Raw genomic sequence first — 16,094 nt, 5'->3', positions numbered from 1 at the left:
GGGAGACACTCAGATGGCGAAAGCATCATACATCGGGCTAGTTACGTGCCCGATTTGTGGCAATCAAGACGCCACCGTACATAAGCAGGAAAGCGGCACTAAAAAAGGCCGTTTGTATTATCGCTGCTATGAATCTATCAATGGTTCGTCCATGCGTTGCGGCACGATTCAGTGTATCGGCAGTGCGGGGCAGGACTACATAAATTCCAACCTCCGGCCTATAGGCCAGCCAATCGAGCCGGAGCCGGTAAATGAGCCTGTTGAGCCTATAGGTCAACCGGCACCCGTCGAACCTGAGCCAATCATCCAGCAAGAGCCTATAGCTGCGGAAAATCTTCCAGCGGTTGAAGTGTTGCCTGCTGAAACTGAAAACCCACCTATAGACCCACCATCACCGGAGCAAAAAAAGCGCGGCCTGTGGGCTTATCTAACAGAGGAAAAAACCAATGGATAACGAACAGGAAAAAGATTTAAACAAGCTGGAAAGCGAGGCGGCGTCCGCTGAATTTGTGCCTACGCAAACCACTGCGCCAGTGAAGGAAAAAGAGCCAACACAGGCTGCATTGCAGATAGCCGGTTACGTGGTGATGGGCGCTAATGTCGCTTGCGGAATTCTGGCAGCTAAGCGCGGCAAGCATTGGCTGTTGAAGGATGGCGAATTGCAGGAGCTACATAAAGCTGTTGCCCGTGTTGCTGAAAAGTACATGGTTATCGATATGAATAATCCGCTCTACGCTCTTGCGGCTGTGGCGGGTGCCATTTTCATTCCGCGTATGGCTGCTGAGTTTATGAGTGCAGAAAAAACGATTAACGGGGGCGCTGATGGCGATCAATCAGAACACCAAGTGGCCGAATAGAAACACGCTTTACCTTGGGCGCTCTGGCTCGGGTAAATCGCAGGCCTGTAAACAAAATCCAGAAATACCGCGCAGTGGTGCGCGGGTTCTTTTATGGGATTTGTCGCATGACCACAAAGCTCACCATATCGATTCAAAAACCACTTACGCCAATCAGGTGAAGGAGGCGATTAAAAGCGGTAAACCGTTCCGGCTGGCGTTTTCTGGTGGTGATGGTTCTATCGAGGATTTTGAGTGGTGGTGCTCTGTTGTGTGGGTCGCGCTCGATGGCAATTGCGAAACCTTTGTTGTCGTTGAAGAACTGAGTGCGGTTTGTAGCTCTATAGGCAAGGCGTCGCCCAATGCGGCAAAGCTGTTGAATCAGGGGCGCAAGTTCGGGATGCGATTTCACGGCATCACACAAAAGCCGCAAGAGATATCGAAAACGTTTTATGACCAAACAGAGATTTTCTGGATTGGTCAGCAGCGCGGCGACAACGTGAAAAAGTGCGCAAAGCTACTGGGTTTAAAAGAGCCTGAGATAGAAAAATTGCAGTCACTGGAATTCTGGCGACTTGATCCAAAACTAAATAGCGGTGTGCCTGAGTTCGTAAAAATGACCTACGAACCAAACAATTTTTAATTACTTTTGACCTATAGGTCAGCGGCGGGTGAGGGGGCTTTTTTTATGAATTAATTCAGGCTATCTATTAATCGACCGGCAGCGATGCCACAAATAATCATTGATCTGAAAAAGGTAAAAAACATGGGCGGCTTGCTCTCTACTGATCGTATTAAAACCGTGTGTCTAACGTTGGCTGTGATTATCGCAATCAACAAGTTTGTACCGGCTACCCGTAACCCGCTGAAATAATCGCGGGTTTTTTATCGCTGGTATTTTTCTTCACTTATTTGGCTCGCCGTGATGGCGCCCAGGATTTTTAAATGCGCAATTTAGTTGAAATGCCAACTATTCAAAACGTTGTCCCTGGTGGCAAGTGTGTTTTGAATCTGCCTATTGGCATGACCTATGATGAATTAATTTTCGTCTGCACAAACGTTACCGCTGCCCAAATGCTTAATTACAAGTGGAAGGTTGGCAGTAAGACAATCATTGATGTTTCAAGCTTCCAGGTAATGGAGGATTTGAACGCTTATTACAAGCGTCCGCAACAAGCGGGGCACTTTACTCACTGGTTCTATCGTCCAGAAGTGAAGGAAGATATCCGCGCCCTAACCAGCTTTGGGACTATTGGCGTGTCGTCATCATCAATTGAGTTTGATTTGGCTGCTGGTGTTGTGAGTCCCGCAATTAAAGTGTTTGCGGTTCAGCGCAATCCTCAAGTGATGGGTCTTGTGACCAAGCTGCGTGAATATCCGCTCTCGTTTGCGACTGCGGGTAAACAACAAATTGACAACATTCCGCGTGGTGCGCGAATTAGCGCGGCTCACTTGCAAAAAGCCGATGTGTCTTTTGTTGAGTTGGAAATTAACAACGGTACGGGTCCTGCGAAAATTGTGGAGGCGTCCAAGTCGTTGCTTGAGGCCTACCAGAAACAATATGACCGTGCTCCGGTGACAGCGAAGTACACGCATATTGATTTGAACCTGACCGGTGATATTGCGGGTCCTATGCCTACGGCGCAGTTGGTTGATATGCGATTCAAGCCGACTCTTGATACCAGCGGCAACTTGACTGTTCTCGTTGAGTACATCGACGGTATCGACGGTATCTAACAAAAAAAAGCGGCGCTTAACGGCGCCGATTTTTAAAATTATTACGAGGGTTTGGCTGTGGCTCAAACAGCGGAATTACCAAAAATTTCAGGCGTTGGGGATTTTTTTAATGTCCTGGCGCAAGGCTATTTGATCGACCGGCAGAATGAGCGAGCGAATATCGCTGAGTTCAATAAATATGCCTATGACTCGCTGGCTACATCTGATCGCACAAAGTTAACTGGTTTTGGAAACCTGGGTAATGCGGCGGCGGGAAATGTTGGCAGTGTAGGTATTTCTAACGGTGTGCTGTTGCTGGGCGGTGCCGCCTTGCTAATCGGCCTTGTTATCTGGTTGAAATAATGTACCAGCAAATGGCGGGTGCATTTATGGGTAGCGGTGGGGGCGGTCAATCTGATAGCACATCGTTCCTGGGTGGCTCGACGGGTGGTATTAATTTTGGCAGCTATAAATCGACTGACGATAAAACGCTAATCATTGTTGGAATTGTCGCGCTCGCTGCTGTCATTTTGTTGAGAAAAAAATAATGTCTTTTATGGGTGGTGGTTTTTTTGGTTCGGGGGCGTCAACTAAGACGCAATCGTCCAGCGCATCGGAAATAGGCCAGCAACTTAACGAAAGTACTGGTTCTACTGCCATTGGTTTATCAAACATGAACCTGGGCAGCGGTAAAAACTCAAAGACAAATTTAACTCTGGTTTCATCCGATTACGGCGCAATTGGTGCGGCTTTATCGCTCACGGAAAAAAACCTTGCTACATCTTCCGCGTTCGCGACTGACGGTATGTCGATGGTTTCAAAGTCTCTGAACGACTCGGCCAGTTTGGCTTATGACGGTTTAAATGTTGCGGGGCGTGTGCTTGATAACACGGCAGCGCTTGCCTATGACGGTATTTCAAAAGCGTCGGGCATTGTTACCGATGTTATCAATATGGGCGCTGTCCAGAATTTGGAATTCTTGGGCAAGGTTGAGAATTTTTCCGAGTTGGCCGCTAACCATTGGTTGGAATCTGCAAAGCTTGCGGATTCACAAGCGCGCTATGCGATGGACTACACCGCAAAAGAAAATAGCGCTAATCGTGTGATGTTGAGTGACGCCAATCGAATGGTTGGCGACGCATACCAGAGTGCTAACCAAGGGTTGCTTGCATTAGCTGACGTGTCGCTTGATAAATTTGCAAACATGCAAAATGAGGCATTGAAGGTTGTTAATTTAAATGCATCGCAAGCGCAAACGGCAAGCCTTAAGGCCATGGATATGGTTTTTCAGTCTACGAAATCGGCTGATGAACGCACGGTTCAAGACACTACTAAGTGGATCATGGGTGGGTTGATTGCAGTGGTTGCCCTGGTTGTAGTTGCACCAATGTTGAAGGGTAAATAAATCGTGAATTTATTTTATGTAGATTTGGTTGCAAATGTAGTCAGTAATTTCTCGGGGATGCCTGGGCGTTACCTACGGATTCTGAGCGGCGATACTGACGTGAATTTCGAAGTGCGTTATTCAAATGGTTCGATTAGATCGACAATTATTCCTGGTATCGGGATTGATTTATCGCACCCTGAGACTGGCGAGCCTTTTAAGGACATTTCGTTTACATCATCTGTCAATCAACAGATTCGTGTGCTGATTTCCTATTTCCCGTCTACTGATTCGCGACTTGCCGGTGATGTAGATGTGAACGGTGTTTTGTCGGTGGTAAATGCGGGCGGGCTAGTTGTGGAAAATTCAAAGCTGGCTTTGGTTGCGGGTGTTCCTAAATTGGTAATGTCTGCTGACGTTGCCCGCTTGAAGGGTTCGTTGTATTTCGATGTGCCTGTATCAATTGGCAAAACAAATGCTGTGACAGTTGCTGACGGTTATCCGCTCACGGCTAACAGTGATTGGGTGCATGAAAATGTGGCTGAATTGTGGGCCGTGTCTGCGGTGAGTGGCAATGTCTGGATTATTGAGGATAAAAAATAATGCAGGTTGGTCGCGGTAAAAACACCAGGACTTTGCGCGGTACTGCAACGCTAACAAACGTTGCGCAGCTGGACGTAACTATTCCGGCAGTCGATATGAGCAGGGCGCGTGTAAATGTGCTTGGCATATCGTTTGGAGTTGCTACGGCTACTTTTGCGGAACATAGTGTGAGAGCTCATTTGCAATCGTCTACGGTTTTGCGATTCACAAGACAATCAACTAACGCGATGGCTTCGGTTGTGTCATGGGAGATTTATATTGATGAATAAATTCTATGCACAATTTGGCGCTGACGGTGTGGTGTTCTCTGTTCTTGAGTCTGGCAATAAGCCGGATTCACCAAATGTGAAGGAATGCGAGGGGCGCCATGTGTTGGGGCAGAAGTGGGACGGCGCAAAATTTGTTGTGCTACCTGCGGTTACTCAATACAAAATTTGGAGCAAGCCGCAATTTATTCTTTCAATTGGTAAAACTGCTTTCGATGCAATTATCGACGGTGCCGACAAAGATTTGCGCTTTGCCAAATACGTGCTCGATAGCGCTGATGCTGTCGATATGAATGTGCCCGATTACGTGTCGCTGGTTGATTTGCTGAGAACTAAAAACCTGATCACCGCTGCAAAACTGGCGGAAATTAAAGCGCAAGTATGAAGCGGGTAATTGTTGGCGGTGTATTGCTTGGCCTGGGAGCGCTGGCATTCTATTTGTGGCGCAAGGATAGGCGAGTAGGGCAAGTAGATATTGAAATCCCTGACCAAGAGGTCATTTATGATTCTCCTGGTGTGCAACAGCCTGTAACTACCGGTAGTAGTCTTTTTGATAATGTGGTGTCAACTGTGTCGAGTGTTTTGGAAAAGCGCGGTATTAGAAACAACAATCCTGGCAACTTGATTATTACCAACATCAAGTGGAATGGGAAAATTCCGCTGGATAAAAATACCGATGGAAAATTTGAGCAGTTTATTGATGCTCACCACGGCATACGGGCCATGTTTATGGATGTGCGCGGCGATGTTGAGAAGGATGGGAAAAACACCATCAAAAAATTGATTACCGCTTACGCGCCTCCTGGTGAAAACAATACCGCGTCGTATATTCAAGCTGTTGTTAATCGTGTCGGCATTGGCGCTGATACAAAAATTTTACCGGCACACTATTTGAATTTGTTGAAAGCAATTATTCAGCATGAAAACGGCAAGCAACCGTACAGCGATGTGTTGATATTGGGGGCAATGAAAGCAGCATGAGTAAACCGCAAGTTAATTTAAACGTTGATGGGATTATGCTGGTTGGTTTGGTGATCGGCGTTCCGCTTGTTGCGTACATTGGTTACAAGCTCTATTCATCCAAAGAGGCTGTTGTGGATGCAATCAATCCGGCGAGTGATAAGAACCTTGTTTACTCGGGGGTTAACGGAATAGGGAGCGCGTTTACTGGTGATGATAATTTCACTCTAGGCGGCTGGGCATTTGATTGGACGCATAACGCTGACGGCAGTTTTAACACTGGCTCAATTTGGGATGTGGTGAATTTCACTCCAATTGGCGACCTGAGAAAAATTAATCCGGCCAGTGATCAAAACGTTTTTTACAAAGGCGTGAATGGTATTGGCTCCGCAATTACCGGTGATAAAGATTTTACTTTGGGTGGTTGGATTTATGACATTACCCACTAATAACGGGGTGTGCTGTGACTGGTAACAAAGCGTTAATAATTGCCATTGCTGCGGGTGTAGTGAGTGGCTTGGTGTTGGAATATTTAAAACGGGCGGTGTTCAAGTGAAATTTAATTGGAAAAATAAAAAGTTGATTGCTGGTGTGTTCACGGTAGTTTTTTTATGGGTGGGCGTTGCTAATCCTGAATTGGCTGGGCAGGCCGGTGCATCGTTAACCTGCGCTGTAGTTGTGTGCGATGCAGCTTGAGCCAGCAGTCATATTCAGTACGCTGCTTGGTTGTGCAACTGGATACGCCGCGATAAAGGTAGAAATAAAATTTTTGTGGCTGGCTATTCGTGAACTGAAAAAGCAGATTGCAGAGCTGAACAAACAGATAGTTGAGTTAAATAAAAAGGCCGCTTAAACAGCGGCCTTTTTTGTTTTATAGGCATTTGTATTTGATGGTGGTTTCGTAGTAATCCTTTGCTGAGCCTTCACCGGTAACTGCGGATTTAAGAGAGCGGGCTACACCTTTGCCAAAGCTCTCCCTGGGTGCATCTGTGGTGGTTTTGGTTTCTTGGCTAATGATAGCCGGTGCAGCGCGCCAGCGCTTGCAAAATGCTTCGGCCTGTTCGGTCGCTACCTGTATTGAGCCATTGCGGTGGCTGTAATTACCAACGGCGGTAAATTCCTCTGTGGGGATAGGGGTGCTGGCCTTTTCGCCGTAGCGCATTGTGTCGACGGTTGAGCAGCCGCTAATGAGCGTGGCGGTCAAGAGTATTGCTAATTTATTCATGTGGTGACTTCCTGTGTGTTGATTATTGCGCCGATGAGTTTAGCAGCCAGATTTGCGATGTAAAACGCGGTCCTGTGTTTCGTGCTCCCGTAGTTCATAAATCTTTAATAGGTGGTCAGGTAACCTGAATTCGTGCTCGGTGAACTCGCGCAGGCGCTTGCGGTATTTATCCAGCTCGATGATCTGTGCCGTTGTCGCTGTGCGCTGAATTTCATCCAGTCGCTTATTGATCACGGGAATCATCTGTAGGACTGAGTGCCAGCATGAAAGGCTGTAGCTGTACCAGTCGAGGTGTTGCCATGCCAGCGCCGGTGAATGTGTTCCGATATCGAGCAGGCCTGAATGGTTGAAGTGCCAGTGTTCTGGCCACTTATCGGGCATGACACGTTGTCGCACGTGGATAATGAGCAATTCCTGTGCGGCGGTTGGGATTCTGGTGCGGCCACTGCGCCAGCGTTGTGCAGTTCTTACACTGACGCCGCAAATATTCGCGATTGTTTGATTAGAAAGTACGGCTTGTTCGATGTATGACGATTTAAAAAAATCCATGTCTATCCCTTTATTCGTTGAGTTGCGCGCCGGAAAAATGGCGCGAGGCGTCAAGGAGCAAAAAAAAGGCCTGACATTTTTAGACTGTTTTTTTATATGGGCACGGGATATGCCTATAATTAACCAAAACGGCAGTTTTGATGGGATTGACATATCTGATTTGATATCTATAGTTGCGCATAATGTATATTATGTTAAATTGAATTTTATATAATTATCAAAGGCTTATAGTTAATCAGTTTGATATTTCCGTTTAAAATTGCGCACCTAAGACCCTACTCGATGGCAACTGCTCTATGAAGCATAAACAACTGTTAGAGCGTTTGTACGCTGAAGTCGAAACAGTCATTTTAAGTAAACAGCATCCGGTTACCGGATTGCTCCCCGCAAGTACCGCCATCAATAATCATGGCGATTACACTGACGCTTGGGTGCGCGATAACGTCTACTCCATTGTGTGTGTGTGGACTCTCGGCATGGCTTTTAAGCATCAGGGTGAAGATCACAAAAGCGATCACTTGCAACAATCCACTATCAAGCTGATGCGCGGATTGCTGCAGTCGATGATGCGTCAGGCACACAAAGTTGAAGCCTTCAAACACTCGCTACAGAATGGCGATGCGCTCCACGCAAAATACGATACGGCTACAGGCCTTCCTGTTGTGGCGGATGACGCCTGGGGCCATTTACAGATAGATGCAACGTCCTTATTTCTCTTAATGCTGGCGCAAATGAGTGCATCTGGGCTGCGTATTATCTGTACGTCTGATGAAGTCGATTTTGTTCAGAATCTGGTTTATTACATTGCCAGTGCTTATCGGACTCCTGATTACGGAATATGGGAGCGCGGCAATAAAGTAAATAATGGTAAGACCGAAATAAATGCCAGCTCTGTTGGGATGGCCAAAGCGGCTCTGCAAGCATTGGATGCATTTAATTTATACGGTAAACACGGTGATAAAAGGGCGGTCATTCATGTGATTGCCGATGCAATTTCACTGGCGCGCACCACCCTCGCCTCATTACTCCCACGGGAATCGCTTTCAAAAGAAACTGACAGTGCGCTGCTCAGTATTATCGGGTTCCCGGCATTTGCTGTTGGCAAAGAAACTCTTGCAACCCAAACACGTGACTCCATCTTAACCAAGCTCGGCGGCAACTATGGTTGTAAACGCTTCTTGTGGGATGGACATCAAACTGTACTGGAAGAAAGTTCGCGCATTTATTACGAGCATGACGAGCTGGGTAATTTTGCGAACGTGGAATCTGAATGGCCGTTATTTTTTACCTACTTATATATCACCGCGTTATTTGATGGCAGTGAAGCCACCGCGAAACACTATAGGAAAAAACTTGAATCACTTATGGTTCATGTTGATGGTATTGGTTTATTGCCTGAGCTTTATTATTTGCCGATTGAAAATGTTGAAGGCGAAAAACAAAACCCACGTTCACAAACACGTGTTCCAAATGAAAACGTCCCTCTTGTTTGGGCGCAAAGTTTGTATTTAACCGGACTGATGTTGGATGAAGGATTGGTGAGCACCGACGACCTTGATCCATTAAAAATGCGTCGACGCTCTACCCGTTTTATTAAATCCAATATTGCATTAGTTGTTCTCGCCGAGAATGACACAATTAAACAGCATCTCGCTAAGTACGGGGTTATTGCGGAAAGCTTGCAAGATATCAAGCCTATGGGCGTTGTATCAGCATCAAGTTTGATGGAAGCCTACGCACATATTGGTGAAAACAAAGCGTTGGGATTATCTGGTCGTCCACGTCGTCGTGTTCAAAGCTTGGCAACTTCACAAACTTATGAAATAAACAATAAGGTTTATTTGAGCTTGTCCTGGCTGCAAAGTGAACGAGAAGACTATCGTCGTTATGACGCGCAATGGGTTATCGAAAACGTAACCCAGGAAATTCAATTTATCTACAAAAACTGGCTAAGTTCCGAAGTTGCAGTATTCACGTTAATGATGGATCACCGCCTCTACAAAGTTCCTAATGCTGAATTATTATTCGCAACTTTGCGTGATTATCAATTGCGCACCGAGCATGAATATGTAGGTTATGCATCGGCAAATCTGGCGTATCGCGCATCGCGCGTGAATACCTTGTCGATCCCCTACTTTCACATTCCCTCAATGAACAACCAAATACTGGCTGCAACATCGGGTGACGATGCATTGCAACCTGCACAACTGGAGCCAGTTGCAGCAGCACTGCTGGAACATTTTTATACTGAAAGTGACATTATTACTTATCGAAAATTTTCGGTGTATGTTAAGAAGCGCAAGCTTTCCGACAACATCGGCGTTAACGGTGCAGTCATAACCGTTAAAGATTTAATTCGCGACATTTTTTATCGCTCACAAAAAGTCAATTATTGGTTACTAGCTCGTTTTTGCTTCTCCCAATTGAGCTACACCTTAACTGATCTGGCTGATAGCTTGACGTTACTGGCTGCGCGTAATTTAACAATTACGGTGGGTGACAATAACCACACTGAAATTAAAGTGGATCAGTCATTCTCAAACGCGACCTATTTTGAAAGTGTTCGACAATTGTTTCCTGATTTACTTGAGAGAACCTTGGTTCAGGAATTAATTTCAGCGATTGGCTCTTTGATTCGCTCGGAACCAAAATTGTTTGATGGCTTGCATTCGGTGCAATTGCGTAACTTCATGCTGTTGTGCGGAATGGATAAAGGCGACGCTGAAGATGTGAGTATGCTGGAATGGCTTGGATTGCAATCGCCAGCAAAATTGTACAAAAAAATTCGCTCGATTTTGACATCGCGCAAGAAAGTGTTTTCGCAAGGAATTAACCACATCACTCCGTACAAAATTCATCATAATGAAAATACCGATGATGAAAATCCAGTGTTATCCGATGCGATGGATACTGACTGGTTGGAGTGGAGAACTGCGCGAGGACTAATTACGCACTTTGATGCAAACTTCCTCAAAGACATCTGGCACAGCTTGATGTTTTCGCAATCATTGGTTTTTAGTAATGCAAATGGCGCAAGCTTTAGCCTTGATTGCAAAACTATTCGCCAATCCATGACCCCCGGCGAAGAAAGTTTCGCGCATTTGATCGATCAGTTGACCCATCAGCTCTACCCCGCCTATTACAAAAGTTCGGTGGTAGAAGCGCTCTATGCCTATACTCAATTTTGTATTAATAATCCGCAAGTGCGCTTCCAAAATCCCGTGGTATTCCGCGAGGTGCTTGAACGTGCAGCGGTGCGTTATATGGGTGAGCGCAAGGCACAGATGAACAGCTTGGGGATTGAAACTGACTTAACCGTTTTTATGCAGCAATCTCCACATATCATGAATCTCTATGTAACCCTGATTTATGCGGAGATTACCCAGCCTTATTAAAACCAGCAGGTCAGATGCTAGTTAGCGCATCTGACCTGCTAGTTTTATGAAATATATACCGCTCCCCCATAGGCTCCCGCCAACGTAGCGTTTAGAATGCGGCCAAATCCATGGCACATCTTCCGGTATAAGTTGAGCATTATGAAACTATTAGGGCCTACGCTGCTGATTCTGGGCGCAATCCTGAATATTCTTGCCCTATTTATGCTGGTTCCCCTGGCTCTGTCTATCACCTATAGCAGCGATAACCAGCTGGCTTTTTTCTCTTCTGCTGCCATCACGAGCCTCGCCGGCATTATCTTTCTCCTTATCGGCAAACAATCCCGTCTGGATTTTATGCAACCGCGCCAGGTTTTTCTGATCACTACTTGTGCCTGGACGGGCGTATCGCTTTTCAGTACTTTGCCCTTTCTCCTGATGTCGAATCCACTCGGGATTGCTGATGCAGTGTTTGAATCGGTATCAGGTGTGACTGCAACCGGCGGCTCGGTGATGGCCGGGTTGGACTCTCGCCCGAAAGATATATTGCTGTGGCGCTCAATCCTGAACTGGATTGGTGGTGTGGGCATCATCGGGATGGCGATTGCCGTTCTGCCCTTTTTAAGAGTTGGCGGGATGCGCCTGTTTAAAACGGAATCATCTGATTGGTCAGACAAAGCAATGCCGCGCGCGCGCAGTTTGATGGCGATGATAATTTACTGTTATCTAGGATTGAGCTTTATCTGCTGCATGGCTTTTTGGTTGGCCGGAATGGATTTTTTTAACGCACTCAATCACGCCATGGCGACCGTATCTACCGGCGGTTTTTCTACGTCTGATCATTCGTTCGCGCAATTTGATAGCCTGTTAATTCACTGGATTGCTATTCCCTTTATGCTGGCAGGCGCATTCCCCTTCGTACTGTTCGTACGCTTTATGATTACCCGAAAGCTCATTGTGTTTAGCGATACCCAGGTCCGCGCCCTACTTTGGATTGTGGCGATAACAACGCTGATTCTAACCGCACAACTAATTGTGACTGAGCACATGCCGCCATTTCAGGCGCTGACTATGGCTTGTTTCAATCTGGTATCGGTGATCACAACCACAGGCTTCGCTTCTGGCGATTACCAACATTGGGGCCCATTAGCCGTAGTGATTTTTTTCTTCGTCACTTTTGTTGGAGGATGCTCAGGCTCAACCAGTGGTGGGATCAAAGTATTTCGCCTGCAAATATTTGCCAGCTTGGTAAAAGAGCAAATCATCGTTGCAATTCATCCCCATGCAATCATTAGTCGCCGTTATAACGGGCGACTCATCAGTTCAGAAATTATTGCATCATCAATTTCATATATGTTTTTGATGATGGTTTGTTTTGTTGTGATCGCATCGATTCTTTCATTGACTGGTCTGGATTTAATGACCAGCATTACGGGCACTGCATCATCATTGATGAATGTGGGCCCAGGGCTTGGCCCCATTATTGGACCAGCAGGAAATTTCTCCAGCTTAAGCGATACAGCAAAATGGGCGCTTTCTGCCGGCATGCTGCTTGGGCGACTGGAGTTTTTAACCATTCTGGTGCTTTTTACTCCAGCATTTTGGCGCGCGTAATGAGCATCGAACAGCACATCCGAAAATTTGCCTACCCGATAGCAATACTATTTCCCTGGTTGCTAACGCCGATTGCATTTCTGATTGCAGATTACCTACCCGACACCAATGTACAGTTGTTGTATTTGGTGATGGTGGTATTTATCTCTATCAACGTGACTGTTGAACTGGCGATCATCAATGCACTATCCAGTTTTTTTGCCTACAGTTTCTTCTTTGCCGAACCCGATGGTTCCATTCTGATTCATGGCCCCGAAGATCTATTCACCATTTTGTTGTTTGTATTCTCGTCCGTAATTGTGGGCTATATAGCGACCAAGCAAAAACGAAACGTGCAAAAAATTCGTGAACGCGAATTTATGACCGATATCGAATTAGAACTATTGGAAGAACTTCCCAAGGCACAGAACACGGAAGAAGTAATTGCCGCGATGCGCGATGCACTCAAACCCTGGCGAGAAAATTGTGTCCTCATTACCGATGCCGACAACTGGGTGACGCACCCAATGATTCGTCGCTTAACCAATTTGCGCAAAACCTATTTGGAAGAGCTGCTGAAATTGCGCCTGACCCCGGAGGTAATTGAAAAAATTCCCGCCTTGGAACGGGAGCATGATGTTTATTTTCTTTACAACTCGCAGCAAGTAATTGGTTTATTGCGCATCGCAACTGAGAACATCCAGTATTTGCCTAAAGATATTTTTCTACTGTTACTGCGCCAGGTAAATATTTCGCTTGAGCGTACCCGTCTGGCAGCTGATCTTGAAAAAGAAAAAACGGCTAAAGAAAATGAATTACTGCGCTCTGCCCTTCTCTCATCGGTTTCTCACGATTTCCGCACGCCGCTGACCACTATGATTGGTGCTACATCAACGGTGATCGAGTTTGGTGAACATTTGGATAAGCAGCAAACACGCGAACTTCTTGATACAGTTTTGGAAGAAGCGCAACGCCTGAACCGCTACACCCAAAACCTGTTAGATATGACTCGCCTCGGTTTTGGCCAGCTGCAACTGGAGTGCGATTGGGTCAGCGTGGAAGAGATTATGGGGGTAGTAAAAAAGCGTTTGCGCCCATTACTCATCCACAATTATTTAAAGGAAGATATAGATCCAGATTTGCCACCACTTTATGTGCACGCAGCTTTGCTGGAGCAGGCGATATTCAACGTGGTAGATAATGCGATCAAGTTTTCACCGGTTAACGAAAGCATCGATATACACTGCTCAAAAGAAGATGATCGCATGGTGATTACCATTTGCGATCAGGGAACCGGCATTCCCGAAGAGGAGCGGCAAAAAGTCTTTGAGCGCTTCCATACCGCGGAAAAAGGTGACCGTCGTCGCTCGGGAAGCGGTCTTGGATTAACTATTTGCCAAGGAATGATCATGGCCCACGGTGGCAGTGTTAGTATTCACGGAAACCCGAAACGCCTCTGGGATAAAACTAATCCCGGGTGTTGCGTGAGGATTGAACTTCCTGTCACTATTGCAATAGAACAACAAGATATTGGTAAATCCGAAGAATAAAAATTTAACAGGGATATGACACCCGACCTAATTATCGGTGTTTATACTTCCCCTGAAGAATGGAGTAACCATGAGCAAGATTCTAATTATTGATGACGAGCCGCAAATTCGTCGCTTCCTGCAAATCGGCCTTACCGCACAAGGCTACGTTATCCATGAAGCTGATAATGGCAGACAAGGTTTGGCGCTGGCTGCTGAAACACCTCCCGATTTGATTATTCTTGATATGGGCCTGCCCGATCTTGATGGTCAAGTTGTGCTCAAAAAACTGCGTGACTTTTTTCATGCACCCATCATTGTGCTGTCTGTGCGCAATCGTGAGTCTGAGATAGTCCAGGCCCTGGATACGGGCGCCAACGACTATGTTGTGAAACCTTTTGGCATTCAGGAATTGCTGGCACGAATCCGCGGGCTTATAAAAGCCTTTGGGCCGAGCGTTGAAACTGTCCAAAAATATCAGGACGAGCGTATTCTTATTGAGCTGCAAGATCGCAAGCTTACTGTTGATGGTGAAGTCATTAAGCTGTCACGTAAAGAATTTGAATTATTGAAGCGCTTGATCAACAACGCCGGCCGTCTGGTTACCCAGCAACAGTTACTACGTGAAATTTGGGGCGGTACCCATGTGGAAGATACGCATTACTTGCGTATTTTTATCGCTCGTCTGCGCACCAAGTTAGGGGATGATCCATCTAACCCTCGCTATATAGAAACGGAACCCGGTGTTGGTTATCGCTTCCTGCCCAGTGTTGAAAACTAACTATCTGCAATAAAAAAAAGCTCGCAACCACTAAGGCTGCGAGCTCACGTAAAAATACATCCTGGTACACACACATCTCAAAATCTTTTAGGTCACTATTTGCTGTTTAATCTAACGGCAAATTGCACCAACATTCTCTACCAATCCTGATGTCGCTTCACTGATACAACCATGCTTGTTGTTAATAAATTGCGCACCTACCATCATATTATTTACGCATGATGCATCATTGGCCAAAACTCCCATTCCACCTGAGCGTGAAATCACCACTCCGGTAAATGTATTGCCGGTGGCCGCAGTACTCGGATCAGTATTCACCTGCGCAAGAAAAATACCGTGTTGCACGTTGTCGCGGATATGCAAATTAGTAAATGAGTTATCAAGCGAATCGCGCATAAATATGCCCACAGTTTTATTGTCGGCGATAGTTACATCATAGAATTTGTTGTTATTGAATTTGATATCAGTCGAGATACCGGCCGCTTTATTTCCGTATAAATGAATGCCGGAAAATGTGCTGTCTTCAGTTTCGTAACCTGCAAGGCCATCAAATTCATTGTCATATGAGGTGTAGTCGCGAATAGTTAAACGGCGACAACCCAATTCAGTCACAAGTCCACCGGACATAGCACCATACACAGTTACCGATTGCACAACACAATCCAAGCAACGACGAATACTGATGCCATTATTACGCAATGGAAACTCTTGGCTGCACGGCCCTCCCATGCATTCCGCTGTTTGATTGACACGATTTCCATCAATTGTTAAATCAATAACCCGCACATAACGTACCGCATAACTGGGAACATTTTCAGCGGAGCCCATTACAATTACGGGCGCATTAATATGATCTGCAAGACGCAATAAAGTTGCAGGGCCTGCACCGCGTAACGTGACATTATTTTTGTCGATAATAATTGGATGGGTGCAAGTATAAATGCCAGCTTGTAGCGTTAACTCTCCACCTTCCGCCGGTAATTGATTAATTGCTTTTTGAATTGCACTACAGGTTTTTTCTTTAACAGCTTTTGCGGCGTAAGCTGGTATCGAACCGCTAACTAACAGTACTGCGAACAACGCCCAGACAATTTGCGCGCTATGATTGATTTTCATAGTGTGGCCTCTTTCGAACGCGGGATAACATACTCCGCTTATTTAAAGATTAGCTCTTAACAGCATCATCACAATGAAAAATGCGCCTTTAGCCTTAAAAGTTCTAATTTATATTAAAGACCAAATCGCGAGCCATATTAAGTGTGTATTCTAGAAACACAA

General features: G+C 45.8%; 19 protein-coding genes. 16 read left to right on the top strand and 3 right to left on the bottom strand.

Translation table 11 applies throughout. From position 1 onward, the window contains the following. Window positions 1–13: 13 nt before the first annotated feature. From AAGC78_RS10400 to AAGC78_RS10345, 12 genes are all read left to right on the top strand, one after another. Window positions 14–454: a hypothetical protein gene (locus AAGC78_RS10400; RefSeq protein ID WP_435784012.1), complete on the top strand. Its 441-nt coding sequence runs from the start codon at window positions 14–16 to the stop codon at window positions 452–454. Next, window positions 447–857 carry a hypothetical protein gene (locus AAGC78_RS10395; protein WP_435784011.1) on the top strand — a complete coding sequence of 137 codons (411 nt, stop codon included), beginning with the start codon at window positions 447–449 and terminating at the stop codon, window positions 855–857. The genes AAGC78_RS10400 and AAGC78_RS10395 overlap by 8 nt, the downstream gene beginning before the upstream one ends. Beyond that, the gene (locus tag AAGC78_RS10390; RefSeq protein WP_435784010.1) at window positions 823–1,479 is read left to right on the top strand and encodes a hypothetical protein; all 657 of its coding nucleotides are present in this window, start codon (window positions 823–825) and stop codon (window positions 1,477–1,479) included. Before AAGC78_RS10395 ends, AAGC78_RS10390 begins: the two co-directional genes overlap by 35 nt. A gap of 302 nt (window positions 1,480–1,781) precedes the next feature. Continuing rightward, entirely contained in the window at window positions 1,782–2,573 is a 792-nt protein-coding gene (locus tag AAGC78_RS10385) for a major capsid protein P2 (RefSeq protein ID WP_435784009.1), read from the top strand. Between the two features lie 57 nt (window positions 2,574–2,630). After that, window positions 2,631–2,915, top strand: a complete 285-nt coding sequence (locus AAGC78_RS10380; protein WP_435784008.1) for a hypothetical protein — start codon at window positions 2,631–2,633, stop codon at window positions 2,913–2,915. Further along, window positions 2,915–3,100, top strand: a complete 186-nt coding sequence (locus tag AAGC78_RS10375) for a hypothetical protein (protein WP_435784007.1) — start codon at window positions 2,915–2,917, stop codon at window positions 3,098–3,100. Before AAGC78_RS10380 ends, AAGC78_RS10375 begins: the two co-directional genes overlap by 1 nt. Further along, window positions 3,100–3,957, top strand: coding sequence for a hypothetical protein (locus tag AAGC78_RS10370; RefSeq protein ID WP_435784006.1), 858 nt, complete (start codon window positions 3,100–3,102; stop codon window positions 3,955–3,957). Before AAGC78_RS10375 ends, AAGC78_RS10370 begins: the two co-directional genes overlap by 1 nt. 3 nt (window positions 3,958–3,960) lie before the next feature. Next, entirely contained in the window at window positions 3,961–4,539 is a 579-nt protein-coding gene (locus AAGC78_RS10365; protein ID WP_435784005.1) for a hypothetical protein, read from the top strand. 261 nt (window positions 4,540–4,800) lie between these two features. Next, complete coding sequence (locus AAGC78_RS10360) at window positions 4,801–5,190, top strand: hypothetical protein (RefSeq protein WP_435784004.1); 390 nt, start codon at window positions 4,801–4,803, stop codon at window positions 5,188–5,190. Continuing rightward, window positions 5,187–5,786 carry a hypothetical protein gene (locus tag AAGC78_RS10355; protein WP_435784003.1) on the top strand — a complete coding sequence of 200 codons (600 nt, stop codon included), beginning with the start codon at window positions 5,187–5,189 and terminating at the stop codon, window positions 5,784–5,786. Before AAGC78_RS10360 ends, AAGC78_RS10355 begins: the two co-directional genes overlap by 4 nt. Beyond that, on the top strand, window positions 5,783–6,214 hold the full coding sequence (locus tag AAGC78_RS10350) for a hypothetical protein (RefSeq protein WP_435784002.1): 432 nt from the start codon (window positions 5,783–5,785) through the stop codon (window positions 6,212–6,214). The genes AAGC78_RS10355 and AAGC78_RS10350 overlap by 4 nt, the downstream gene beginning before the upstream one ends. 103 nt (window positions 6,215–6,317) lie before the next feature. Continuing rightward, window positions 6,318–6,461 (top strand): hypothetical protein, encoded by a 144-nt coding sequence (locus AAGC78_RS10345; RefSeq protein ID WP_435784001.1) that lies wholly within the window; start codon window positions 6,318–6,320, stop codon window positions 6,459–6,461. 175 nt (window positions 6,462–6,636) lie between these two features. Here AAGC78_RS10345 and AAGC78_RS10340 read toward each other — a convergent pair whose 3' ends face one another. Then, the gene (locus AAGC78_RS10340) at window positions 6,637–6,990 is read right to left on the bottom strand and encodes a hypothetical protein (RefSeq protein WP_435784000.1); all 354 of its coding nucleotides are present in this window, start codon (window positions 6,988–6,990) and stop codon (window positions 6,637–6,639) included. A gap of 39 nt (window positions 6,991–7,029) precedes the next feature. Next, window positions 7,030–7,539, bottom strand: coding sequence for a hypothetical protein (locus AAGC78_RS10335; RefSeq protein WP_435783999.1), 510 nt, complete (start codon window positions 7,537–7,539; stop codon window positions 7,030–7,032). A gap of 296 nt (window positions 7,540–7,835) precedes the next feature. Here AAGC78_RS10335 and AAGC78_RS10330 point away from each other — a divergent pair, with 296 nt between their 5' ends. The 4 genes from AAGC78_RS10330 to AAGC78_RS10315 all read left to right on the top strand — a co-directional run bounded on the left by AAGC78_RS10330 (window position 7,836) and on the right by AAGC78_RS10315 (window position 14,816). Beyond that, window positions 7,836–10,934, top strand: a complete 3,099-nt coding sequence (locus tag AAGC78_RS10330) for a glycoside hydrolase family 15 protein (protein WP_435783998.1) — start codon at window positions 7,836–7,838, stop codon at window positions 10,932–10,934. A 141-nt stretch (window positions 10,935–11,075) separates the two neighbouring features. Further along, a complete protein-coding gene (locus tag AAGC78_RS10325; RefSeq protein ID WP_435783997.1) occupies window positions 11,076–12,527 on the top strand; it encodes a TrkH family potassium uptake protein in 1,452 nt (483 codons plus the stop codon). After that, entirely contained in the window at window positions 12,527–14,056 is a 1,530-nt protein-coding gene (locus AAGC78_RS10320) for a sensor histidine kinase (RefSeq protein WP_435783996.1), read from the top strand. Before AAGC78_RS10325 ends, AAGC78_RS10320 begins: the two co-directional genes overlap by 1 nt. A 70-nt stretch (window positions 14,057–14,126) precedes the next feature. Further along, on the top strand, window positions 14,127–14,816 hold the full coding sequence (locus AAGC78_RS10315; RefSeq protein WP_435783995.1) for a response regulator: 690 nt from the start codon (window positions 14,127–14,129) through the stop codon (window positions 14,814–14,816). Between the two features lie 111 nt (window positions 14,817–14,927). On the opposite strand, the gene AAGC78_RS10310 is transcribed toward AAGC78_RS10315, so the two are convergent. Further along, window positions 14,928–15,932, bottom strand: coding sequence for a right-handed parallel beta-helix repeat-containing protein (locus AAGC78_RS10310; protein ID WP_435783994.1), 1,005 nt, complete (start codon window positions 15,930–15,932; stop codon window positions 14,928–14,930). Window positions 15,933–16,094 lie beyond the last annotated feature (162 nt).

It is taken from the genome of Cellvibrio sp. (assembly GCF_039207905.1).
Lineage (GTDB): Bacteria > Pseudomonadota > Gammaproteobacteria > Pseudomonadales > Cellvibrionaceae > Cellvibrio.
Note: the sequence above shows the minus strand (reverse complement) of the source record. Positions and strands in the feature narration are given on the sequence as shown.

Bases quoted from the DNA above. Each gene is read 5' to 3' on its own strand.
- AAGC78_RS10400 (WP_435784012.1), top strand. From the start codon at position 14: ATGGCGAAAGCATCATACATCGGGCTAGTTACGTGCCCGATTTGTGGC.
- AAGC78_RS10395 (WP_435784011.1), top strand. From the start codon at position 447: ATGGATAACGAACAGGAAAAAGATTTAAACAAGCTGGAAAGCGAGGCG.
- AAGC78_RS10390 (WP_435784010.1), top strand. From the start codon at position 823: ATGGCGATCAATCAGAACACCAAGTGGCCGAATAGAAACACGCTTTAC.
- AAGC78_RS10385 (WP_435784009.1), top strand. From the start codon at position 1,782: ATGCGCAATTTAGTTGAAATGCCAACTATTCAAAACGTTGTCCCTGGT.
- AAGC78_RS10375 (WP_435784007.1), top strand. From the start codon at position 2,915: ATGTACCAGCAAATGGCGGGTGCATTTATGGGTAGCGGTGGGGGCGGT.
- AAGC78_RS10370 (WP_435784006.1), top strand. From the start codon at position 3,100: ATGTCTTTTATGGGTGGTGGTTTTTTTGGTTCGGGGGCGTCAACTAAG.
- AAGC78_RS10360 (WP_435784004.1), top strand. From the start codon at position 4,801: ATGAATAAATTCTATGCACAATTTGGCGCTGACGGTGTGGTGTTCTCT.
- AAGC78_RS10355 (WP_435784003.1), top strand. From the start codon at position 5,187: ATGAAGCGGGTAATTGTTGGCGGTGTATTGCTTGGCCTGGGAGCGCTG.
- AAGC78_RS10350 (WP_435784002.1), top strand. From the start codon at position 5,783: ATGAGTAAACCGCAAGTTAATTTAAACGTTGATGGGATTATGCTGGTT.
- AAGC78_RS10340 (WP_435784000.1), bottom strand. From the start codon at position 6,990: ATGAATAAATTAGCAATACTCTTGACCGCCACGCTCATTAGCGGCTGC.
- AAGC78_RS10335 (WP_435783999.1), bottom strand. From the start codon at position 7,539: ATGGATTTTTTTAAATCGTCATACATCGAACAAGCCGTACTTTCTAAT.
- AAGC78_RS10330 (WP_435783998.1), top strand. From the start codon at position 7,836: ATGAAGCATAAACAACTGTTAGAGCGTTTGTACGCTGAAGTCGAAACA.
- AAGC78_RS10325 (WP_435783997.1), top strand. From the start codon at position 11,076: ATGAAACTATTAGGGCCTACGCTGCTGATTCTGGGCGCAATCCTGAAT.
- AAGC78_RS10320 (WP_435783996.1), top strand. From the start codon at position 12,527: ATGAGCATCGAACAGCACATCCGAAAATTTGCCTACCCGATAGCAATA.
- AAGC78_RS10315 (WP_435783995.1), top strand. From the start codon at position 14,127: ATGAGCAAGATTCTAATTATTGATGACGAGCCGCAAATTCGTCGCTTC.
- AAGC78_RS10310 (WP_435783994.1), bottom strand. From the start codon at position 15,932: ATGAAAATCAATCATAGCGCGCAAATTGTCTGGGCGTTGTTCGCAGTA.